Below are 19,131 nucleotides of genomic sequence, written 5' to 3'. Positions count from 1 at the left end.
CGAGCTGAATAAAAAATACTAATATAGAGATATTTAATTTTTGCAATGTTAGAAATCCATACAATATTAGCAACCGCTTCAATTAAGTTGAAGTTTCATTCAGCTAAAGAAAATGACAATTCAGGGAGGTATGACCGTTGAATCAGACGATCGGACATCAGTTGGACAGGCTGTCAGTAGGAAAAGTGCAACAACGGGCAACCGCGGTAATTGGAATGGGATTATTTTTCGAGTTTTTTGAGTTATTTCTTGCAGGTGTGCTCTCCAGTGTATTAGGTGAAGAATTTCATGTCTCGGCTTCGCTCATGCCTTTGCTGCTGGGCTCCAGCTTTTTGGGGATGTTTATCGGGGCTATTTTCCTTTGCCATATTGCAGACCGTTACGGCAGAAAGCGGGCTTTTATGCTAAATATCGGCATTTATAGTCTTTTTACTATTTTCATTGCCTTTAGCCCGAATGTCGTCACGGTCATCTTTTTCCGGTTCCTGGCAGGAATGGGTCTGGGCGCGCAGCCGGCGTTATGTGATACATATTTAAGCGAATTGATTCCGTCGGTAAAACGCGGGAAATATATTGCCTGGGCGTATACGCTTGGTTTTCTCGCCGTTCCTGTTGAAGGATTTCTTTCCCGTGTCCTTGTGCCTTTAAGCCCCATGGGATTGGATGGATGGAGATGGGTGTTCCTGCTTGGGGCGGCAGGGGGTGTTTTCGTCTTGATGGCGGCGCGTACGCTTCCGGAATCTCCGCGCTGGCTTGCCACTAAAGGAAGAATGCAGGAAGCAGTTGCATTACTGGAGAGATTTCAGAAAGGAAAGAAAGAGGCCGGGATGGTTTCAAAATTACAACCTGAGCCTGCAGACCAAATGCCAAAGGGAAGTACTTTGAGTGCTGTCTTTCAAAAAAGATTATGGAAAAGTACGGTCATGCTTTACATTTTTCAAATTTTCCAAACGATTGGCTACTACGGCTTTGGGACGCTTGCGCCGCTTGTACTCGCATCAAAAGGCTACACTGTCACGCATTCACTGGAGTATATCGCCTTGTCATTTATCGGCTACCCGCTCGGATCATTACTTTCTGTTCCGCTTATCGAAAAAATGGACCGTAAATGGCTGGTGTGCTTTTCCGCTGTTTGTATGGGTGTATTTGGCGTTTTATTTGGAATCGGCGGTTCGCCTTTTCTGGTCATTGTATTTGGATTTGCCTATACACTTTGCAGCAATATCTTTTCAAATGCTTTCCACGTACTGCAGGCGGAAATCTTTCCAACTGAAATCCGTGCGAGTGCTACCGGAATGGCATACAGCATCAGCCGTATTATGAGCGGCCTTATGCCGTTTATGCTGCTCCCGGTACTGGAAAATGAAGGTGCAACAGCGATGTTTATTATTGTTGCAATAGCAATGCTGATTGTCGTATTGGATATCGCACTACTGGCGCCAAAAACGACAGGACGTTCGCTCGAAAATATAGAGAGTCTATCTGAACCGCAACTGTTTGGGAAAACCAGGGTCCACCTTTAAAATGAAAAAGAATATACAGGCAAGCAGAATATTGATGGCTGGAAAAGTGATCAGACATTTACCAAAAGAAAGTCTCATACAAAGGGGTCCTATCCGATAACAATTGAAAGAAGGGCTCGCCTTGAGAAATCAGTCAATATTTAATACTTTATCACTTAGTGAAAAGTTCAAGTGGTTTTTCTTAGGGCAAACAGTCTCTTTATTCGGAAGTGCGATGACTCCTGTTTCTCTTGCTTTTGCAATTCTTCAAGTTAAGCAGGGCCAACATCTATTGGGGTATATACTTGCGGCTGCGGTTCTCCCTAATATTTTGATGCTGGTTATCGGCGGCAGTATTGCTGATCGTTACAGACGAGATAAATTAATACGCCTAAGTAACCTCGGTTCCGGATGTTCTCAAATGGGGATTGCCATTATCGTCCTTGCAGGCGGAAATCCATATACGATTTTCCCATTGGCAATTATAAATGGTATATTAGGAGCCTTTACTTCCCCTGCAATGCGAGGTATTATCCCTGAATTGGTGGAAAGAAAACATATCAAACAAGCTAATTCACTGTTAAATTTATCACGGAGTGCATCTAAAATTGTTGGTCCTGCTCTTGCAGGGACTTTAGTAGCAATTTTCGGAGGAGGATGGGGGATTGCAATTGATGCGATTAGTTTTTTTATCGCCTCTATTTTTATGAGTAGAGTTCATATTCCTTCACATCCTGTTGTTTCGAAAACTTCGTTCATGCACGAAATGCGCGAGGGGTGGAGTTACTTTCGAAGGCGTCGTTGGATTTGGTTAATAACGGGAGCTTTTGCTTTAATAAATGCAGTCCAAATGGGTGTGTGGCAAGTGCTTGGACCCATTATTGCTAAAAATACCATTGGTTCAACTGGATGGGGTCTAACATTAAGTATAAAAGCAGTGGGTCTTCTTATAGCTAGTCTAGTGATGCTGAAATTACAACTCCGGTATCCTCTTCGGGACAGTTTGATTGCCGTTGCTTTCGGTGGAATACCTCTGATCGTCCTTGGCCAAGGATTCGCATTACCTTATTTATTAATTGTTACAGCAATCGCGGGGGTTGGACAAACGATCTCTGGAATCGGCTGGGATACAACATTACAGCAAGCGATTCCACGTGATAAACTTTCACGGGTACTTGCTTTTGATGACTTAGGAGCTTTTATTACAATCCCCATTGGTCAGGTGATGGCAGTTCCTTTGGCTGAGATTTTTGGATATAAAATGGTTGCTACAGTTGGCGGAATAAGCTTTATCCTTGTTGCCCTCATTCCACTATTAGATCGGTCTATAAGAAAAATGAACCCGGAGAAGGAACGATTTTCTAGTTAACATAATTGAGTAATAAGGTTTTTGCACGGTGCATTTGAAGTTTCTCAACTCAATGCCAGACCGGAAGACAGGGGACTTGATGATTTTATCATATACTTGAAAAAAGACTCGATGTTCTATCGAGACATTTTGCTTCACGGGACCTGCCTTTGTCTACTACAGTTATTTCCGGGCATGGAAGAAGACAAACTGCCTATATAAATTGTTGACCTTTTCTAGATATGTGGTATTATTAAACTATAGGCAATATTTACAATTTAATACACGAAGTCATCCGCTAGAGGTGCCTTTTTTAAAAGGCTGAGATCGAAGTATACTTCGGGACTCTTATGAACCTGATCTGGGTAATACCAGCGTAGGAAAGTGGAAACAGGATATTTGATTTCTTTTCAAATCATCAGCCATTTTCTTACCGAAGAAAGTGGCTTTTTTGTTTTTCATTAGGTTCATTTATGTGGAAATTTTCCAAGGAGGTGAGCTAAATTTCTAACGGTATTAAAGAATTACATGTGATCTCGAATGGCAAAATGCCCGTTGCACAGTTACATGAAATATTAACCGATATTCACCCGTTCGTAACGGCCATCCACATACGGGAAAAACAAAAAACGGCACGGGAACTTTACCAGATAATTGAGTATCTAGCGCAAAACATTCCCCTATCCAAAATGATCATTAATGACCGGGTAGATGTCGCTTTGGCAGCGAAAGCAGCTGGTGTTCAGCTAGCCTTTCATAGCTTGGAAACTTCGATTGTCAAAACCATGTTTCCCTTTCTTAAAGTTGGCCGATCGATTCATTCCTATCGTGAAGGCGTAAAAGCCAATCGGGATGGTGCGGATTACGTCTTGTTCGGCCACATCTTTTTTTCCGGCTCAAAGCCCGGAAAGATACCCAAGGGGCTAAAACAATTAGCCAAAGTGGCACAACTAGACATACCGGTGATTGCGATTGGCGGTATAACGCCAGAAAATGCCCAAAGTGTTATTCACGCTGGTGCAAAAGGGATTGCCGTCATGTCAGGAATACTTGAGGCTCGTGATCCTTTATCAGCAGTTAAGGATTACTACAATGCCTTAATAAATGGAGATGGAAAAATTGACGCGTACATTTGATGTTGTCGTGATAGGCGGCGGAATTAACGGAAGTTCTATCGCCTATCAACTTTCAAAAAGAGGAAGAAAAGTAGCCATAATTGAGAAGAAACAATTAGCATGTGAAGCCTCTAGTGCGGCAGCGGGAATGCTTGCGGCACAAGCGGAGATAGAACAAGACGGTCCACTGTTCCAATTCGCTTTAAAAAGCCAAGCTATGTTTCCTGAACTTGCAAACGAACTGTATGAAATGACTGGAATCGATATAGAGTTTGACCAAAAAGGGATCATAAAAATTGCCGAAACCGATGCTATCGCAGAGGAAGTAAAAAAACAGGTGACCTTCCAGCAAAATTGGGATCCAGCCATAAAGTGGCTTGATTCTCATGAATGTTTGGAAATGGAGCCGTCCCTCTCCTCTAACATCGTTGGTGGCATGTATCTTCCTAATGATGGCCACGTCATGCCGGCAACCTTATCGAAGGCCTTTGCAAAGGCAGCGATTCATTTTGGAACGGAAATTCTTGAAAACACGGAAGTCCTCTCGTTCATCTATGAACGGGAACGTGTCATTGGGGTTAAAACGACTTCCGGTGACATCCATTGCCATCAGGTTGTCCTTGCAACGGGAGCATGGTCAGCACAGTTGATGAAGGATACAGGGATAGACATGCCGGTTTATCCGGTAAAGGGCGAATGCTTTTCCGTTAAATCTGATACCCCTATCCTGAAGAGAACGATTTTTTCCGATAAGAGATGCTACTTTGTACCAAAGCGGAATGGTGAAATCTTTATTGGTGCTACCCAGGTAGAAAATACGTTTGATAAAAAAGTGACGCTTGGGGGAATTGCTTCATTAGTAGAGAGAGCGATCCAATTGGTTCCCCAAATAAAAGATGCCAAGTGGGAACGAGCATGGGCAGGTGTTCGGCCGCAAACAGGGGATGGCCTCCCGTACATAGGAGAACATCCGTTTAAGAAGGGATTGTTTATTGCAGCGGGGCATTACCGTAACGGTATTTTATTAAGCCCGGTTACTGGTCAACTGATAGCTGATTTATTGGAAGGCCATCCAGATGATACGCTTCTCTCCGCTTTCAGGATTGATCGAAACAAGCAAAAGGTTCATTAGGAGGTCTATAATGGTTATTACAATAAATGGTGAGTCCGTTTCATTACCAGAACAGATTGTATTTGTCACAGATTTACTTAAATACTACGAAATTCATGATAAAGTCGTCGTTGTCGAAATCAACGGAGAGATATTAACAAGGACAGAACACCAGCGTACTAGATTATCTGATAAAGATCGAATTGAAATTGTCCATTTTGTAGGAGGCGGATGATATGTTAAAAATTGGTCCATTATCCTTTCATTCTCGTTTATTGCTTGGAACTGGAAAATATCCAAGCTATGAAATCCAAAAAGAAGCGGTTGAAGTTTCGAAAACGGAAATCCTTACATTTGCCGTTCGGCGGATGAATATTTTTGAACCAAATCAGCCGAACTTTTTAGAACAGTTGGACACTTCAAAGTATACCCTGTTGCCGAATACGGCTGGTGCCAAAACAGCAGCAGAAGCGGTTCGAATTGCAAAACTGGCAAAAGCTTCGGGTCTATGCGACATGATTAAAGTGGAAGTCATTGGCTGTGACAAAACTTTGCTGCCAGATCCAATTGAAACCCTTAAAGCTACAGAAGAATTGGTAAAAGAGGGGTTCATTGTCCTCACCTATACCTCAGACGATGTTGTATTAGCCAGAAAGCTTCAAGAGATTGGATGTCACGCCGTTATGCCAGGTGCCTCTCCAATCGGGTCTGGTCAAGGCATCCTTAATCCAGTTAACTTAAGTTTTATCATTGAACAAGCTGTCGTTCCGGTTATAGTGGATGCTGGAATTGGTTCGCCTGCCGATGCGGCTTTGGCAATGGAATTAGGTGCCGATGGCGTTTTATTAAATACGGCGGTGTCACTAGCAACTGATCCTGTTAAAATGGCAAAAGCCATGAGGTTAGCAATCGAAGCTGGACGGTTAGGATTTGAAGCAGGCCGTATCGAGAAAAAACGCTATGCCGCTGCGAGCAGTCCAATGGAAGGAATGAGCATCGGGTGAATAATCGATACTCACGCCAAGTGCTCTTCCTTCCAATCGGAAAAGACGGGCAGGAAAAGATTTCAACGAAACATGTCCTCATCATAGGAGCTGGGGCACTTGGTTCCGCAAATGCGGAAGCGCTTGTACGTGCTGGTATTGGTCAACTAACGATTGTGGACCGGGACTATGTAGAGTGGTCAAATTTACAGCGGCAGCAATTATATACTGAACAAGACGCCGAAAAAAGACTGCCAAAAGCAATTGCGGCCAAAAATCGTTTAACGTCCATCAACTCCTCCGTGTCCATCGAGGCAGTCGTCGCAGATGCTTCTGTGTTAGAACTTGAGAAATGGGCACAGAAAGCGGACCTTATAATCGATGGGACAGATAACTTTGAAACCAGAATGATGATAAACGACATAGCACAGAAGTACAAAGTGCCATGGATTTACGGTGCCTGCGTCGGGAGCTATGGAGTCTCCTATACGATTATTCCTGAAAAGACTCCCTGCCTTTCTTGTTTGTTAGAAACAGTACCACTTGGAGGGGTAACTTGTGATACTGCTGGTATTATTGGTCCGGCAGTTAATATGGTTGCTGCCAATCAAATCACTGAGGCATTAAAAATTTTGGTTGGTGACTTGGAATCATTGCGAAATAAACTCGTTTCGTTTGATTTATGGAAAAATCAACATCGTACAATAAAAGTAGACAAATTAAAGAAAGAAGATTGCCCTTCTTGTGGAAACAACCGCTCCTACCCGTTTTTGACATTTGAAAACCAAACAAAAACGACAATGCTATGTGGAAGAGATACTGTTCAAATACGCCCCCCCTCTCCGGTCACACGTGATTTAGAAACCTTAGAGCCTCTGCCAAAATAAAAATATACCCTTGAGCGAGGCTCTGGAAAATTAATTATCCCGATTTTTTTTTGCCTTTTCATCCAGATTTTCAATTTACATCCAGATTTTCAATTCAATAGAAGTAAAACGGTCATTTTTCTTCAAAAAAAGGGCATACGTATCCCGCCTTCACAAAATGGTTTTTTTCACTACCCTTTGTGGAAAGAAAACGTTCATTTGAGTTATTCACATATCCACCTGTGAATAACTTAATTTGCTCTTTGCAGCCGATTGCGTGTCCATCCACAATTGGCCTTTCCAGTCTGATGGTACGCCATATTTGCCATGATATGCATAGATATCATGCATCGATCTACATGAGCTTCAACTGCCTGTTTCCCACGCTTGTGAACACGACGGAGACTGTATCCGTCTTTTAGAATGCCAAAGATTCTTTCGATGATCGTCCTGGCACTATATAACACTTCAAATGTGCGACCATGTTGAGGCAACTCGACATCTACTTGAGGCGTTTGATCAAAGTCTATCCTAAATACTCTTCCTTGTGCTGCCCCATTACAACATTCCGCGTGATTCGCTAGCGGGCAGGTGAGACCTTCTTGCTTGGCATTTGGATGAAATACAGGACAAGTGTAAATATATTGCCCCTTTTCCCGATCAGATCCTCTAAGTTCCATTTTATGTCCACTGATACAGATGGGAGTGCCGTACCGGTTGATTTTTTCAATCCCCCGGGCGGTAGTTGGTTTATCTTTACGGTTCCGTGGATTGATCGGTGCCACCAATTTCGCCTGTAATACATCCTTTGTCACTTTTTGATTTTCCGGCGTTTGGTAGATTCCATCTGCCAGGATAAAGCTCAACTGCTCAGCCATCTCGGGGTGCTCTGCCTTAAACGTTTCCAATGTCGGTTCTAATGTTTTCCCATCGGGTGTATTTCCTTTAAATACTTCCCGCGTCAAAGGCAAACCGGATTTCACCCCGCATACCATTGATAATTTATGCGCAATATAGGAGACTGCATTACTTTTACGCATTACCCCTACATTGTCGTCCGTAAGGACTCTGGGGCAATCGCAATCACCCTCACAAGAACACGTCTTCCTTGTTTTATTCAAGGTTGCTTCTGCCTCTATATGCGATGTATCCACGGCGGCTGCTTCCTCATTCGTTTCAACCACGCCTTCCCCTTTATTATATTCAACAACCAATAGCCGGGCTTTTTCCCAAAGACCATTTGTTGTCATGATTTGATCAAAACGAGCAAAGGACCGGTAGCTCGGAATTTTCTCTGTAAATCCACACATGGTGGCAAATAGCGGGTTTGATTTCACTTGCAAATAGACACTCTCCACCATCACTTCAATATACTGTAAAGAGGCCAGTTCAAAAGCACGAAAAAAGGGCATGAAAGGATGCGGTTTTCTCCCAGTGGAAGGGAGATGAAATAATGAAGACGCAGACTTGTCTTCTTCCTCCGTTATTGAAAATAGTGCCGGTTGTATTTCATTAGAAGGATCATGTGCTCTTTCATTTTTTAGGTGCAAATATAAAAGGGTGTAGTATTCTCGTTCAATCGGCTTAAAAATCTCCCATGGGAAACACATGGCTGGAATGACAAATGGTATATCGGCATAGTCTTGCCAATTGTGGGGAATCAAATTTTGTTGTATTGAAAAGTCTCTGGTTTGTGTTAGAATAGAACTAGTCATGAAATCACTCCCTGGATATTTGGTGGTACTTATATCTTAACAAAGGAGTGGCTTTCATGGCTCTTTTTTTTTTCAAAAAAAAATCATCCTTTTCCGTTTTACAATATTTACCACAGGAATGAGTAGCTTAATCTATTGAAACCCGACTAAAATGGAAAAATTTAGACACTTATAATAAATAAATTTACCCCATTAAAATCAAAAACTCACAATTTATTTTTACATTTGTCATAATGTTCCTACAAACGTCTTTTTTCTTTAGTGGAATAAATCAACGACCTTTAATTGTCTGACTGCTTACAGTTTCAGGGGATATAGCATTTTGGCAAGGGCTCTTAGAAAGAATACTTTCAAACCAAGGGGGAACTGTTCAGCGAAATCCTTATCTTCTATCCTATCGTACAGGTCCGCACCGAATCATCATTTTTAAAGATGGCAGGGTCTTGATTCACGGAGCAAAGGATATTTCTGAGGCTAAATCGATTTATCATAAGTTGTTAGGTTAAAGGCTACCGGCTGCGATCCAAATTGATTTTGGACCGCAGCCTTATAGGGGTCTGATCAATGAGGCCATTGATTGTCTAAATAAAATGGTGTCCTAAATAGGGACAACCAGGATCCCACCCCTTATGCGACAAGGTTTCAAGCGTTCTTCAATCCTTTCCTAGGTGCGTTCTGGTCTAATCTATTTTTTAAACCGATAACCTACACCCCAAATAGTCTCTATGAATTTTGGATTAGAAGGATCCTCCTCAATTTTTTCTCTGATTTTCCTAATATGAACAGTGACTGTTGTGGTATCTCCAATTGAGTCATATCCCCAAATACGCTCAAATAAATGTTCTTTGCTGAATACAATGTTCGGGTTTGTCGCCAAAAATTGTAGTAAGTCAAATTCTTTAGCGGTCAATGTTTTCTCTTCTCCATTTACTATTACCCGCCTTGATTCACTTTGGATAAGAAGGCCGCTTATTTGGAGGTCATCTTGTTGATGTTCACGATGAATTAGACGGTCATATCTTGAAATATGTGCTTTTACCCTTGCTACCAATTCATTCGGATTAAATGGCTTTACGATATAATCATCAGCACCTCGGTCAAATCCCCTAATCTTGTCTATATCTTCCTTTCTAGCTGTTACCATCAATATGGGTATATCCAATGTTTCTCTTAACTTTTTGCACAATTCGAATCCATCCATTCCAGGAAGCATTAAATTCAATAGAATAAGGTTATAGGTTTGCGTCATTGCTAGTTCTAATCCTTTTTCACCAGTTGTAGCAATATCACTTTCAAACCCATTAACCTCTAAATAATCCCGTTCCAATTCTGCAATTATTCGTTCATCCTCGATGATTAATATTTTTGGCATTTACATCACCTTTTTTAGTTTGAAATAAATACTTGTCCCTTTTCCTACTGCCGCCAGTGGAAGAGTTTCTCGAAGTATCGATACGGTAAAAACTTTCAAAAATATGGGGCATATCTTCTTTCCTTATGCCGATGCCATTATCCTTTATTTCTACAATGACCTCATTGGACTTGGATAATAACAGTACCTGGATCTTTTTATCACTCTTCCCCATATATTTCAGGCTATTTTGGATAATGTTTGTAACAGCACGTTTCAATTTATCTCTGTCAGCTTTCACTATATAGGAATCATTCTTATTTGCAATAAGGGTTACAGTACCTTGTTCTTTTTCCAGGTTGAATGCCAATTCATCAACAAAATCGGCGAAAAAAGGGTACAGATCTACCTCCTCATAATGGAATGGTAGTCGATGTAAATCCAGCTTGGAATATAGAAATAATTCATCAATGAGTCCATCCATATCATTTGCCGTTTTATAAATGATGTTCAGATAACGCTCTAACTTTTCCGGGGTATTTGCCACTCCATCCTGAATTCCTTTTATATAGCCCTTTATGGAGGTTAAGGGTGTTTTCAAATCATGAGAAATACTTGCAATTAGCTCCTGCCTATTTTGTTCATATTGTATCTGAGCATCCTTTGCTTCTTTAAGTTTCAGACGCATTCCTTCAAATGTATTACAAAGCTCACCAAGTTCATCCCTTTTATTGGATTCAACACTATATTCTAAATCACCCTCACTGATTTTCTTTGCCGCAATGGACAGTTTTTTGATGGGGATGAGAATGCTTTTGGAAACATAATAAGTTAGTAATCCATTTGTTACGACTAGTATTAGGGCCATTGCAATAAATCGGAAACTAATGAATAGGGTTAAATCCGTGCCGTGGGGATTCCCGTTAAAAACCACAAATAAAAAGTATCCCAATATGATTTCTACTAATAAGATACCAATAATCGGAATAACGACCATCCCTATATTTGAAAAAATTAATCGTTTCTTTATCGACAAGGTTTTCACCTGCTTATGTTTATTGCCTTAATTATAAAAAAGATAGGTCAAATCTGAAAAAATGAGGACCGCCAAGATTGCTTGACAGCCCTGATTATTAATGTTACCAGAATAGCTTGCCATCTTCAAGATGTAAGACACGATCGAGCTTTTTGCGATGTTAACAATTTTTCTTTCAATGCAAATAGAACACCACCAGAAATATAATATTGTCAGATAAATATATGCCCATTTTCACTATAAAGTCAATTTTACACGCTTAAAAAATGTACTGTTATCAGATAATTGTTGAAAAAATATAGAAATGTATCTAAAAAAAGGCGCACGAATCCAATGATCCACAAGCGCTTTTTTTGAAATTGATTTCCTTTATGTGGATAAGTTAAGAAACGAGGCTTCTCATTTTTTCAGCCTGGTTCTCTTTGATCCGGCCTAAGGCCATGGCTAACATGACACAGAGTGCCAGTCCACAACGCAGCTTCATTTTAGCCATTCCCCGAATTGTATGAAGTTCAAAGCCGAAAGAAGTATCAAGCCGGCTGTTCACGCGCTCTACAGCTGTACGTCTGTTGTATTCTTTTTTCCACTTATAGCTCGATCGATCAATGGGTGTAAAAATACGCCTGTCTTCAGATAATGAGATACGGAGCCCTTGTGCCACGGGGCATTGAGCCTTGCCTTCACATGTCACTCCCATTTGTTTCGCCGGGCAAAGTTTTTTTAGTTTCTGGCGGTCTTTCTCAAATCCCCCGTTGCACATTTCCCGTTGTTTACCTGTTTCAGGGCATACGCAGGATACGGTTCCTTTGTAGTTATAAACGACGTTTTCCTTTCCCGGGAGTAATCGTGTTTTGTCGGGGTCTTTCCACATATTGCGAATATCAATGATGGGCTTAATCTTATACGTATCCCAGAGTTTCGTAATCAGCTTCGTGTCATCATAACCCCGGTCTCCCGCCATCGTTTCCGCTGTTTTCAGAAGCTTTGGCTGCTTTTCTTCCATTTGCTCTAAGAGTTTATGCCCTTCCGTAATGTCTGACTCAGACGCTTTTGTAACCTTGAATGTTACCGGTAACTCGTAGGTTGCATCCACCACCAGATGCAGTTTGTAGCCAAACCATTTCACAACTTTTTGCCATGGGTTGCCTTCTTTTGTCACACCACTGTAAACCTTCTGGCTATGATTTGCATCCAGATCCCGGCGACCATCCTCGGTTTCATGCTTGTTCGGATGTTTAGAAAACGATGAGATCGCCTTGCTGTCGATTGCCAAGCGTTTACCAAAATCCGGCAACCGTTCCAGGAGCTGTTCTACCAAAGTCTCAAACATTTTATCCATCATTTCTTCGTCACGGATTAGGGATTTTAGAAAGCGCGTATAGGCATATGAAGTTGGAACCTGCCCTTCAAAGCCACACATCTCCCTTAATTGGCCATTACGGGAGAGTTCACGGCGTAATTTCTCAATGCTTTCATGTTGAAATACAATGCCTGCCAAGATAGAATTCCACATGGCACGAACGGGGTAGTCATTACGGCCCTTCCCCCTTTTCTTTTCAAGGCTTTGCATGAACGCTTCATCAGGCATGTAGTCCAGTACAAGGCGAAGACGGTCTAAATCTCCAAGAATCTCAATTTCTTTCCATGTAAACAGACTCATTTGTGGTATAATAGCCATACAGGTGAACCTCCCAGTGTTAACTCCCAGTGTTAAGATGTTAGTCCTAAAACTATTTTAACCTACTGGGGAAACGGGTTCACCTGTTTTTGTTTCAGTGGGGTGGAATTTTTGTCCACTCCTTATTTTTTTATCATTTTTGCTTGTTTCCCCCTCTTTTTAGGGGGAAAATTTTTTTATCCTTTTTTCAAACCCTTGGGCTACAAGGAGTCTGTAACATCGCAATTACCTCCACGATCACAGTTCTGAAGAGTAAATTCATCAATTTTTAGATGTTTTATGATAAAATGACTTATCCACATTTAGAAAATTTTTCCATCTATTTTTCCTGCTTTCAAAGTCAAAAAGAGCCGAATTTGCAAATTTCTTTTTTAAAATTGTGGATAACTTCAAAAAACCTTTTTTTACATCACATCCTTTGCTATAATATAACCATTAAGTAAACCTTACTTGTATTGGCTTACTTAAATGGGTGAAATCCTCGTCTGTTAAAATACGTGTCCGAAACGATTCCAACAGATTTGAGGATTTTTCTTTTGCCGTTTTTTTGAGTGCTTTTAAGATTGACGAACCTTTTTCAAACAGCTGTCTAATAATATCTGTTATTTGAACTAATAAATAATGATTTTTCATGGCTGTGTAGTTTTGGCTATTGGCATGTTCTATATTGTAACGATTATTTTTTTGTTCGTTAAATCCTTGATTTTCAATCTTCCAGCGGCTTCTTCCTGCAGCGATGAGTCGTTCCACGTTCTTTTTCGTGATTTTAATATCCGTTATAAATACATACTCTTTCGATTTCCCATCCTCTGTTTTCATTGTGGCCTCCATCAGATTGACCGTTCTGTCTTTGTAGGCAATATCATTCACCCAAACTAATGAATTCTGATCCTTACTTTGTTCCAGCTCTTTTATTGCCTTAAACTCCGTCGAGATACTTTTAATTCTCCCTTCCTTAAATCTGCATATATATTTCCATTTGTGCGCCCTGCACAGATTAAATACCGTTTCACATGCATAGAGACTATCTCCCAAGATACAAATCGGTAGTCTTTTAAATATTTTTTTTATTTTCTTTGCCAGCCTGTCGAAGGCTTTTAATTCACAATCTTGCTTAGAACGCATATTCCGCACGTAAATTTTTCCATTTTAAGATTTTTTTAAAGGAATTTTCTCCTTCTTTGTAGAATTGAATGATTATCTAATTACGGGAAGATGAGGAAATTTTTATGTCAGATCAAATTTTAACCTTACATGTGGGGCCGTCTCAACTTTTATCTAAACTGTGTGATGAAATAGAACTCGAAAAAACCATTAATGATTTAGTCAAATGGGATTCTGTCCGTTGTCATATCTCACCCGGAACAAGGATTAAAGCCCTTGTCTTAAACATTTTATGCAGTGGCAAGCCCCTTTATAAGGTTCATGAATTCTATCAAAACCTAGATTCTGAGATGCTTTTCGATACATCGGTTTCACCCGATCAATTAAATGATGATGCATTAGGAAGAGCATTAGATTACTTGTATGAAGCCGAAGCATGGAAAGTCTATTCCACCCTTGCATTAAAAGCACTAAAAAAATTGAATCTTCCTATTGGTATACTGCATAACGATACAACCTCAATTTCTGTTTACGGCGAATATAAGCAACCGAAGGAAGATGGACTGCAAATTACGTACGGGTATAGTAAGGCCCATAGGCCTGACTTAAAACAAATCGTTCTGGGGATGGGGGTCACACCTGAACGAATTCCTATCCTTGCAAAAGTAGAAAATGGGAATACTTCGGATAAATCTTGGAATGTGGAATTCATTCAAAAGATGAGAAAAATCCTTTCCCATGAAGATTGGAAAAATCTCATTTATCAAGCCGATTCTGCATTAATCACAACGGAAAATCTAGCGGAAATTCAACAACAAAATTTATCGTTTATTTCCCGTTTACCTGATACATTCGGTTTAAGCACAGAACTAAAGAAAGAGGCATGGTTGCTCAATAACTGGGAAAGGGTAGGCTCACTTAGCAATAAAAAAGACGCAGCTATTTACCAAATTCAAGCTTTTGAAAGACAAATTCAAAACCTTCCTTACCGGTTTCTTGTTGTCCACTCAAACAATTTAGATCAACGAAAAGAGAAAACCCTAAATCGGGCGATCGAAAAGGAAGAAATACAATTAAAAAAAGAGATAGAAAAACTGAGTAAAGTTATCTTTCATTGTAAAGAGGACGCACTAGAAGCAATTCAATCTTTTAAGAAAAAACAAAAGGCTTCATATTTCTGTTATAAACTAAACGTCCAGATGAGTGATCAACCTATCAAACGAAAAAAGAGAGGAAGACCTAAAAAGGACGAACAGACAAAACGAGAACAAATCTATCAAATACAACTGGAATCGTTTGAAAAAGATCATGATTTTATCGAAAATAAGAAAAAAATGCTCAGCACTTTTGTTTTAATCACAAATAAATTAGATGAGGAGACACTATCCAATCAAGAAGTTTTGAGGGTTTATAAAGGACAGTCGGCCGCTGAGACCCGTTTCCGATTAATCAAAGATTCACAAATGATTGATGCCATTTACTTGAAAACCCCGGAAAGGGTTGAGGCCTTAGGTATTGTGTATGTGATGGCTTTATTAATCTATGGAATTTTAGAATATCGAGTTAGAAAAGAACTGAAAGAAAAGAACCTATCTCTAATCTTGAAAGGAAAAAGGAAACTCTATCAACCCACAGGCCAAGCATTGTTAGAGCAATTAGAAGATATTACCGTGATCCTTATAAATCAAAATCAACAAAAAATAAGGCTCTTACCCGATAATATTGATTCACAAGCCAAAAAAATCATTGAATTATGCGGGTATGATGTATCAATATACGTGTCAAAAAATGTCGAAAACAAAGGAGAATAACACACAATAGGAGGAATTCATGAAAAGAATGTCGAATTGAAAAGAATTTTATCGAAAATTCCTCAAAAATAAGAAGATATCATCCCACCAAGCCATTTAAATATAGTTCATTCAAAAATTAGAATAAACTATATTTAAGACGTGCGAAATGTGGGTTAGAAACATTTTCTGATTCATTTTCGATAAATTCGGAGGCAATACTGAAGACCATATCCCCCACGACAAGCTTGGCTTCAAGTACATGGTGCATATAAAGTACGTTCGTTTCTCCTGTTTCTTTATTTGTATATGCCCGTCTCAGGCAGTGTTTACAATGTTTCTCATGAAAGGTGTGTAATCCAGTTCCATCAATGATGACACCCCAGTACTTTCCTTCAATTCGATAAGACTCGAGAGACCTTTTTTTCAATAATTCTTTAATCATATACGTTCTAATTTTTTCTAATTCATTTACATCTAAGCCAGATAAAAAGTCGTTAATTGTATCATAATGTGGAAGTTCTTCAAGAGAATCTAAGCCTAACACCTTCCCTACATTTTTAATACATTCTTCTTTATTAAAACTCTCACTCATGTTTCTCATGGATTTTAGGCCGGTCATATTTTTCAACATCATCGTAAATAAAAGGACCTCTGGACCATAAGTGATATAGCTTTGATGTCGGTGGTCTGCTACCTTTTTTAGGTTATTCATCAGGTCTTTGAAAAAATGCTTCTGAATTTTAAGGAACTCGAAAAAATAATTTGCTTCTTTTTCACGATTTCTTTTTTCTTTTCTAGTAACCAAAATAAAAACCCCCTCAAAACAGCCAAGTTTAATTAGGGCTTGCTGAACGAATCAAATTTTAGCTTGTATTCGACTTGTCACTAAGCCATGCCAAAATATTCGTCCAGCAAGCTCTAATTATTTAAATTATTACATATTTAGCCGCATTTTTGGGGGGGAATAGTTAAATTATCACGAAAAATTTTTACTCCTCAGAGCTGAAAGTTTTACTCGAAGAGAAGATGAGTGGAAAAATGGGACGACATTCTATTTTGTAAATGTACACTTTTAAAATGAACATCTAAAGAAGGGTCTTCCCATGGGTATGTAATCAATAATTGCTGGATTATGAAAGGATACAAAGAGTCTTATCGAAGTTTAAACTTCCGATGCAGAAGGCTTTTACACAATGGATTGGGGACGTATTTGAGAACTTAGATAAACAATTAGACAGAGGAAGTTGAGTCCTGCCCTGCTCGAAATGATTCAGTTGCATATATAAGTACATAGTTATATATTAATATAAGGAACACAGAAGCGAGGTGAATGGTGTTGGATACGCTGATTAACCTGGAGCGAGCAGCCGTACTTTTAAAATTATTAGGAGATAAAACCCGGCTGTCGATGATGAAAATTCTTGATGTGGATACCTGCTGTGTCTGTGAGTTTGTCGATCTATTTCAGATGAGCCAGCCGGCCATCAGCCAGCATCTCCGTAAGTTAAAAGATGTGGGATTGGTGGAGGAAGAGAAGAAGGGGCAGTGGGTTTATTACTCAATCCGAAAAAGCAGCGAGTATTATCCATTTATCAAACGAATACTCGACCAATTGCCGGATCTAAACGGAAAATTACATAAAAGTGCAGGACAATCCTGCTGCTAATTTGGGGGTCTTTCGTTTGTCAGTACAGCTTTTATTTGCGATTGTTATTTTTATTGCAACATTAGTTTTGGTCATTTGGCAGCCAAAAGGTTTGTCAATCGGCTGGTCCGCGATTGGCGGGGCCGCTATCGCTTTAATTGCCGGAGTAGTCGGATTCAGTGATGTACTTGAAGTCATTCATATTACGTGGAATGCCACGTTATCATTTGTTGCCATCATCCTCATATCCTTAATTCTGGATGTGATTGGGTTATTCGAATGGGCGGCCTTACATATGGCGAGGATGGCAAAAGGCAATGGCATAAAAATGTTTGTTTACATCAGTGTTTTAGGAGCGATTGTGGCAGCCTTCTTTGCCAATGACGGGGCCGCTTTAATCTTGACACCGATTGTATTGGCCATGGTTAGAAACTTAAATTTCAAAGAAAAAATGATTTTTCCGTTTGTCATGGCGAGCGGCTTTATTGCAGATACGACCTCACTGCCGCTGGTCGTCAGTAATTTAGTGAACATCGTCTCGGCCGACTTTTTCCATATCTCATTTGTGGATTATGCACGCCGAATGATTATCCCGGATCTTTTTTCATTGGCTGCAACGATTATCGTGCTGCTGATTTATTTCCGGAAAAGCATTCCGAGGCAATATAACTTGTCGAAGCTGAAAGAACCGAAATCGGCCATTCGTGATTTAAAAATGTTCCGCCTTTCCTGGTATGTACTCGGAATTTTATTGATCGGCTACTTAGGGAGTGAATTTATTCATGTTCCGGTATCATTCATTGCGGGTACGGTTGCCGTTTTCTTTCTGATCATGGCGGGCCGCAGCCGTGCAGTTGATACAAAGGCTGTCATAAAAGGGGCACCATGGAACATTGTTTTCTTCTCAATTGGTATGTATGTCGTGGTATTTGGTTTAGGAAATGCCGGGCTCACAACTGCTTTGGCCCATGCGATCCAGGCTTCGGCCGAAAAGGGATTGTTCGCGGGCACGATCGCAATGGGATATATTGCCGCATTCCTCTCTTCCATTATGAACAATATGCCGACCGTGATGGTTGATGCTTTGGCGATTGCAGAAACGCATACAACCGGTATGACGCGTGAGGCGCTCGTCTACGCCAATGTGATCGGATCTGATCTTGGGCCGAAGATAACCCCAATTGGTTCGCTCGCAACTCTTGTTTGGCTTCACGTACTATCACAAAAAGGCGTCAAAATTACATGGGGTACATATTTTAAAACCGGGATTACTTTAACGATTCCCATTCTGTTTATCACGCTATTAGGACTATTTTTTATCCTATTATGGGAGTTTTGATGATGAACAAGAAAAAAATTTATTTTTTGTGCACAGGGAATTCATACAGGAGCCAAATGGCAGAAGGCTGGGCGAAAAAATATCTTGGTGATGCGTGGGAAGTCCGGAGTGCGGGTGTAGAAACCCACGGTTTAAATCCGAATGCTGTCAAGACGATGAAGGAAGCGGGGATTGATATTTCTGGTCAACAGTCAAAACGAATTGATCCGGAGTATTTGAACGATGCCGATTTTGTTGTCACACTTTGCGAAGATGCTGATGAGAGATGCCCGGCCACACCTCCTCATGTCAGGCGGGTCCACTGGGGATTTGACGATCCGGCCAAGGCTGAAGGAACGCCCGAAGAAGTTTGGAATGCATTCTGCCGTGTCCGTGATGAAATAGGAGGCAGAATCAAACGGTTTGCGGAAAGCATTGTGATGTGAGTCTGAAGTTGAAAGAGGGCGGAGGTTATTTACTGCAAAAATAGGTGATGTTTGCCGTATCGGTTTTGCTGCTGAATCTACGCCATTTTGGATACGGTTGGGGTCATCGGGACAAGTTCT

General features: G+C 40.4%; 16 protein-coding genes, 1 pseudogene and 1 riboswitch. Of the genes and pseudogenes, 11 read left to right on the top strand and 6 right to left on the bottom strand.

What is annotated here, in order from left to right:
* Positions 1-137: 137 nt before the first annotated feature.
* The 7 genes and pseudogenes from NSQ19_RS11640 to NSQ19_RS11610 form a co-directional block, all read left to right on the top strand.
* On the top strand, positions 138-1,523 hold the full coding sequence (locus NSQ19_RS11640) for an MFS transporter (RefSeq protein ID WP_133537499.1): 1,386 nt from the start codon (positions 138-140) through the stop codon (positions 1,521-1,523).
* A 121-nt stretch (positions 1,524-1,644) separates the two neighbouring features.
* Positions 1,645-2,871, top strand: a complete 1,227-nt coding sequence (locus NSQ19_RS11635) for an MFS transporter (protein ID WP_237348453.1) — start codon at positions 1,645-1,647, stop codon at positions 2,869-2,871.
* A 269-nt stretch (positions 2,872-3,140) separates the two neighbouring features.
* Positions 3,141-3,250: riboswitch (TPP riboswitch) on the top strand.
* A gap of 130 nt (positions 3,251-3,380) precedes the next feature.
* A complete protein-coding gene (locus NSQ19_RS11630) occupies positions 3,381-3,986 on the top strand; it encodes a thiamine phosphate synthase (RefSeq protein WP_340702879.1) in 606 nt (201 codons plus the stop codon).
* Entirely contained in the window at positions 3,955-5,097 is a 1,143-nt protein-coding gene (thiO, locus tag NSQ19_RS11625) for a glycine oxidase ThiO (protein WP_340702878.1), read from the top strand. Before NSQ19_RS11630 ends, thiO begins: the two co-directional genes overlap by 32 nt.
* A 10-nt stretch (positions 5,098-5,107) precedes the next feature.
* Positions 5,108-5,311 (top strand): sulfur carrier protein ThiS, encoded by a 204-nt coding sequence (gene thiS / locus NSQ19_RS11620; protein ID WP_237348451.1) that lies wholly within the window; start codon positions 5,108-5,110, stop codon positions 5,309-5,311.
* Between the two features lies 1 nt (position 5,312).
* Positions 5,313-6,080 (top strand): thiazole synthase, encoded by a 768-nt coding sequence (locus NSQ19_RS11615; protein WP_237348450.1) that lies wholly within the window; start codon positions 5,313-5,315, stop codon positions 6,078-6,080.
* Positions 6,077-6,943 (top strand): annotated as a pseudogene (locus tag NSQ19_RS11610) (ThiF family adenylyltransferase); the annotation flags it as partial. The gene NSQ19_RS11615 and the pseudogene NSQ19_RS11610, both read left to right, overlap by 4 nt.
* 233 nt (positions 6,944-7,176) lie before the next feature.
* On the opposite strand, the gene NSQ19_RS11605 reads toward NSQ19_RS11610, so the two are convergent.
* The 5 genes from NSQ19_RS11605 to NSQ19_RS11580 all read right to left on the bottom strand — a co-directional run bounded on the left by NSQ19_RS11605 (position 7,177) and on the right by NSQ19_RS11580 (position 13,830).
* Positions 7,177-8,640: a transposase gene (locus NSQ19_RS11605; RefSeq protein WP_042512439.1), complete on the bottom strand. Its 1,464-nt coding sequence runs from the start codon at positions 8,638-8,640 to the stop codon at positions 7,177-7,179.
* A gap of 685 nt (positions 8,641-9,325) precedes the next feature.
* Positions 9,326-10,012: a response regulator transcription factor gene (locus NSQ19_RS11595; protein ID WP_237348448.1), complete on the bottom strand. Its 687-nt coding sequence runs from the start codon at positions 10,010-10,012 to the stop codon at positions 9,326-9,328.
* Positions 9,984-11,027 (bottom strand): sensor histidine kinase, encoded by a 1,044-nt coding sequence (locus tag NSQ19_RS11590; RefSeq protein ID WP_237348447.1) that lies wholly within the window; start codon positions 11,025-11,027, stop codon positions 9,984-9,986. Before NSQ19_RS11590 ends, NSQ19_RS11595 begins: the two co-directional genes overlap by 29 nt.
* 382 nt (positions 11,028-11,409) lie before the next feature.
* Positions 11,410-12,705: a transposase gene (locus NSQ19_RS11585; protein WP_014097075.1), complete on the bottom strand. Its 1,296-nt coding sequence runs from the start codon at positions 12,703-12,705 to the stop codon at positions 11,410-11,412.
* Positions 12,706-13,140: 435 nt separating this feature from the next.
* Positions 13,141-13,830, bottom strand: a complete 690-nt coding sequence (locus NSQ19_RS11580; protein WP_340703185.1) for a transposase — start codon at positions 13,828-13,830, stop codon at positions 13,141-13,143.
* 104 nt (positions 13,831-13,934) lie between these two features.
* Between NSQ19_RS11580 and NSQ19_RS11575 the strand changes: the two genes are divergently transcribed.
* Complete coding sequence (locus NSQ19_RS11575; RefSeq protein WP_340702290.1) at positions 13,935-15,620, top strand: IS1634 family transposase; 1,686 nt, start codon at positions 13,935-13,937, stop codon at positions 15,618-15,620.
* Between the two features lie 118 nt (positions 15,621-15,738).
* Here the strand turns inward: NSQ19_RS11575 and NSQ19_RS11570 are convergent, their stop codons facing one another.
* Positions 15,739-16,407 (bottom strand): transposase family protein, encoded by a 669-nt coding sequence (locus NSQ19_RS11570; RefSeq protein ID WP_340702877.1) that lies wholly within the window; start codon positions 16,405-16,407, stop codon positions 15,739-15,741.
* Between the two features lie 528 nt (positions 16,408-16,935).
* On the opposite strand from NSQ19_RS11570, the gene NSQ19_RS11565 reads away from it, so the two are divergent.
* From NSQ19_RS11565 to arsC, 3 genes are read left to right on the top strand one after another with little or no spacing between them, the layout of a single operon-like run.
* Positions 16,936-17,268: an ArsR/SmtB family transcription factor gene (locus NSQ19_RS11565; RefSeq protein ID WP_237349393.1), complete on the top strand. Its 333-nt coding sequence runs from the start codon at positions 16,936-16,938 to the stop codon at positions 17,266-17,268.
* A 16-nt stretch (positions 17,269-17,284) separates the two neighbouring features.
* Positions 17,285-18,586, top strand: coding sequence for an arsenic transporter (locus NSQ19_RS11560; protein WP_237348446.1), 1,302 nt, complete (start codon positions 17,285-17,287; stop codon positions 18,584-18,586).
* Between the two features lie 2 nt (positions 18,587-18,588).
* Entirely contained in the window at positions 18,589-19,011 is a 423-nt protein-coding gene (arsC, locus tag NSQ19_RS11555) for an arsenate reductase (thioredoxin) (protein ID WP_237348445.1), read from the top strand.
* The last annotated feature ends 120 nt before the right edge of the window (positions 19,012-19,131 follow it).

The sequence above is a fragment of the Weizmannia sp. FSL W8-1119 genome, from assembly GCF_038008605.1.
Lineage (GTDB): Bacteria > Bacillota > Bacilli > Bacillales > Bacillaceae_C > Weizmannia > Weizmannia coagulans.
The sequence above is the reverse complement of the archived record's forward strand: the minus strand, read 5'-3'. Positions and strand labels throughout refer to the sequence as shown.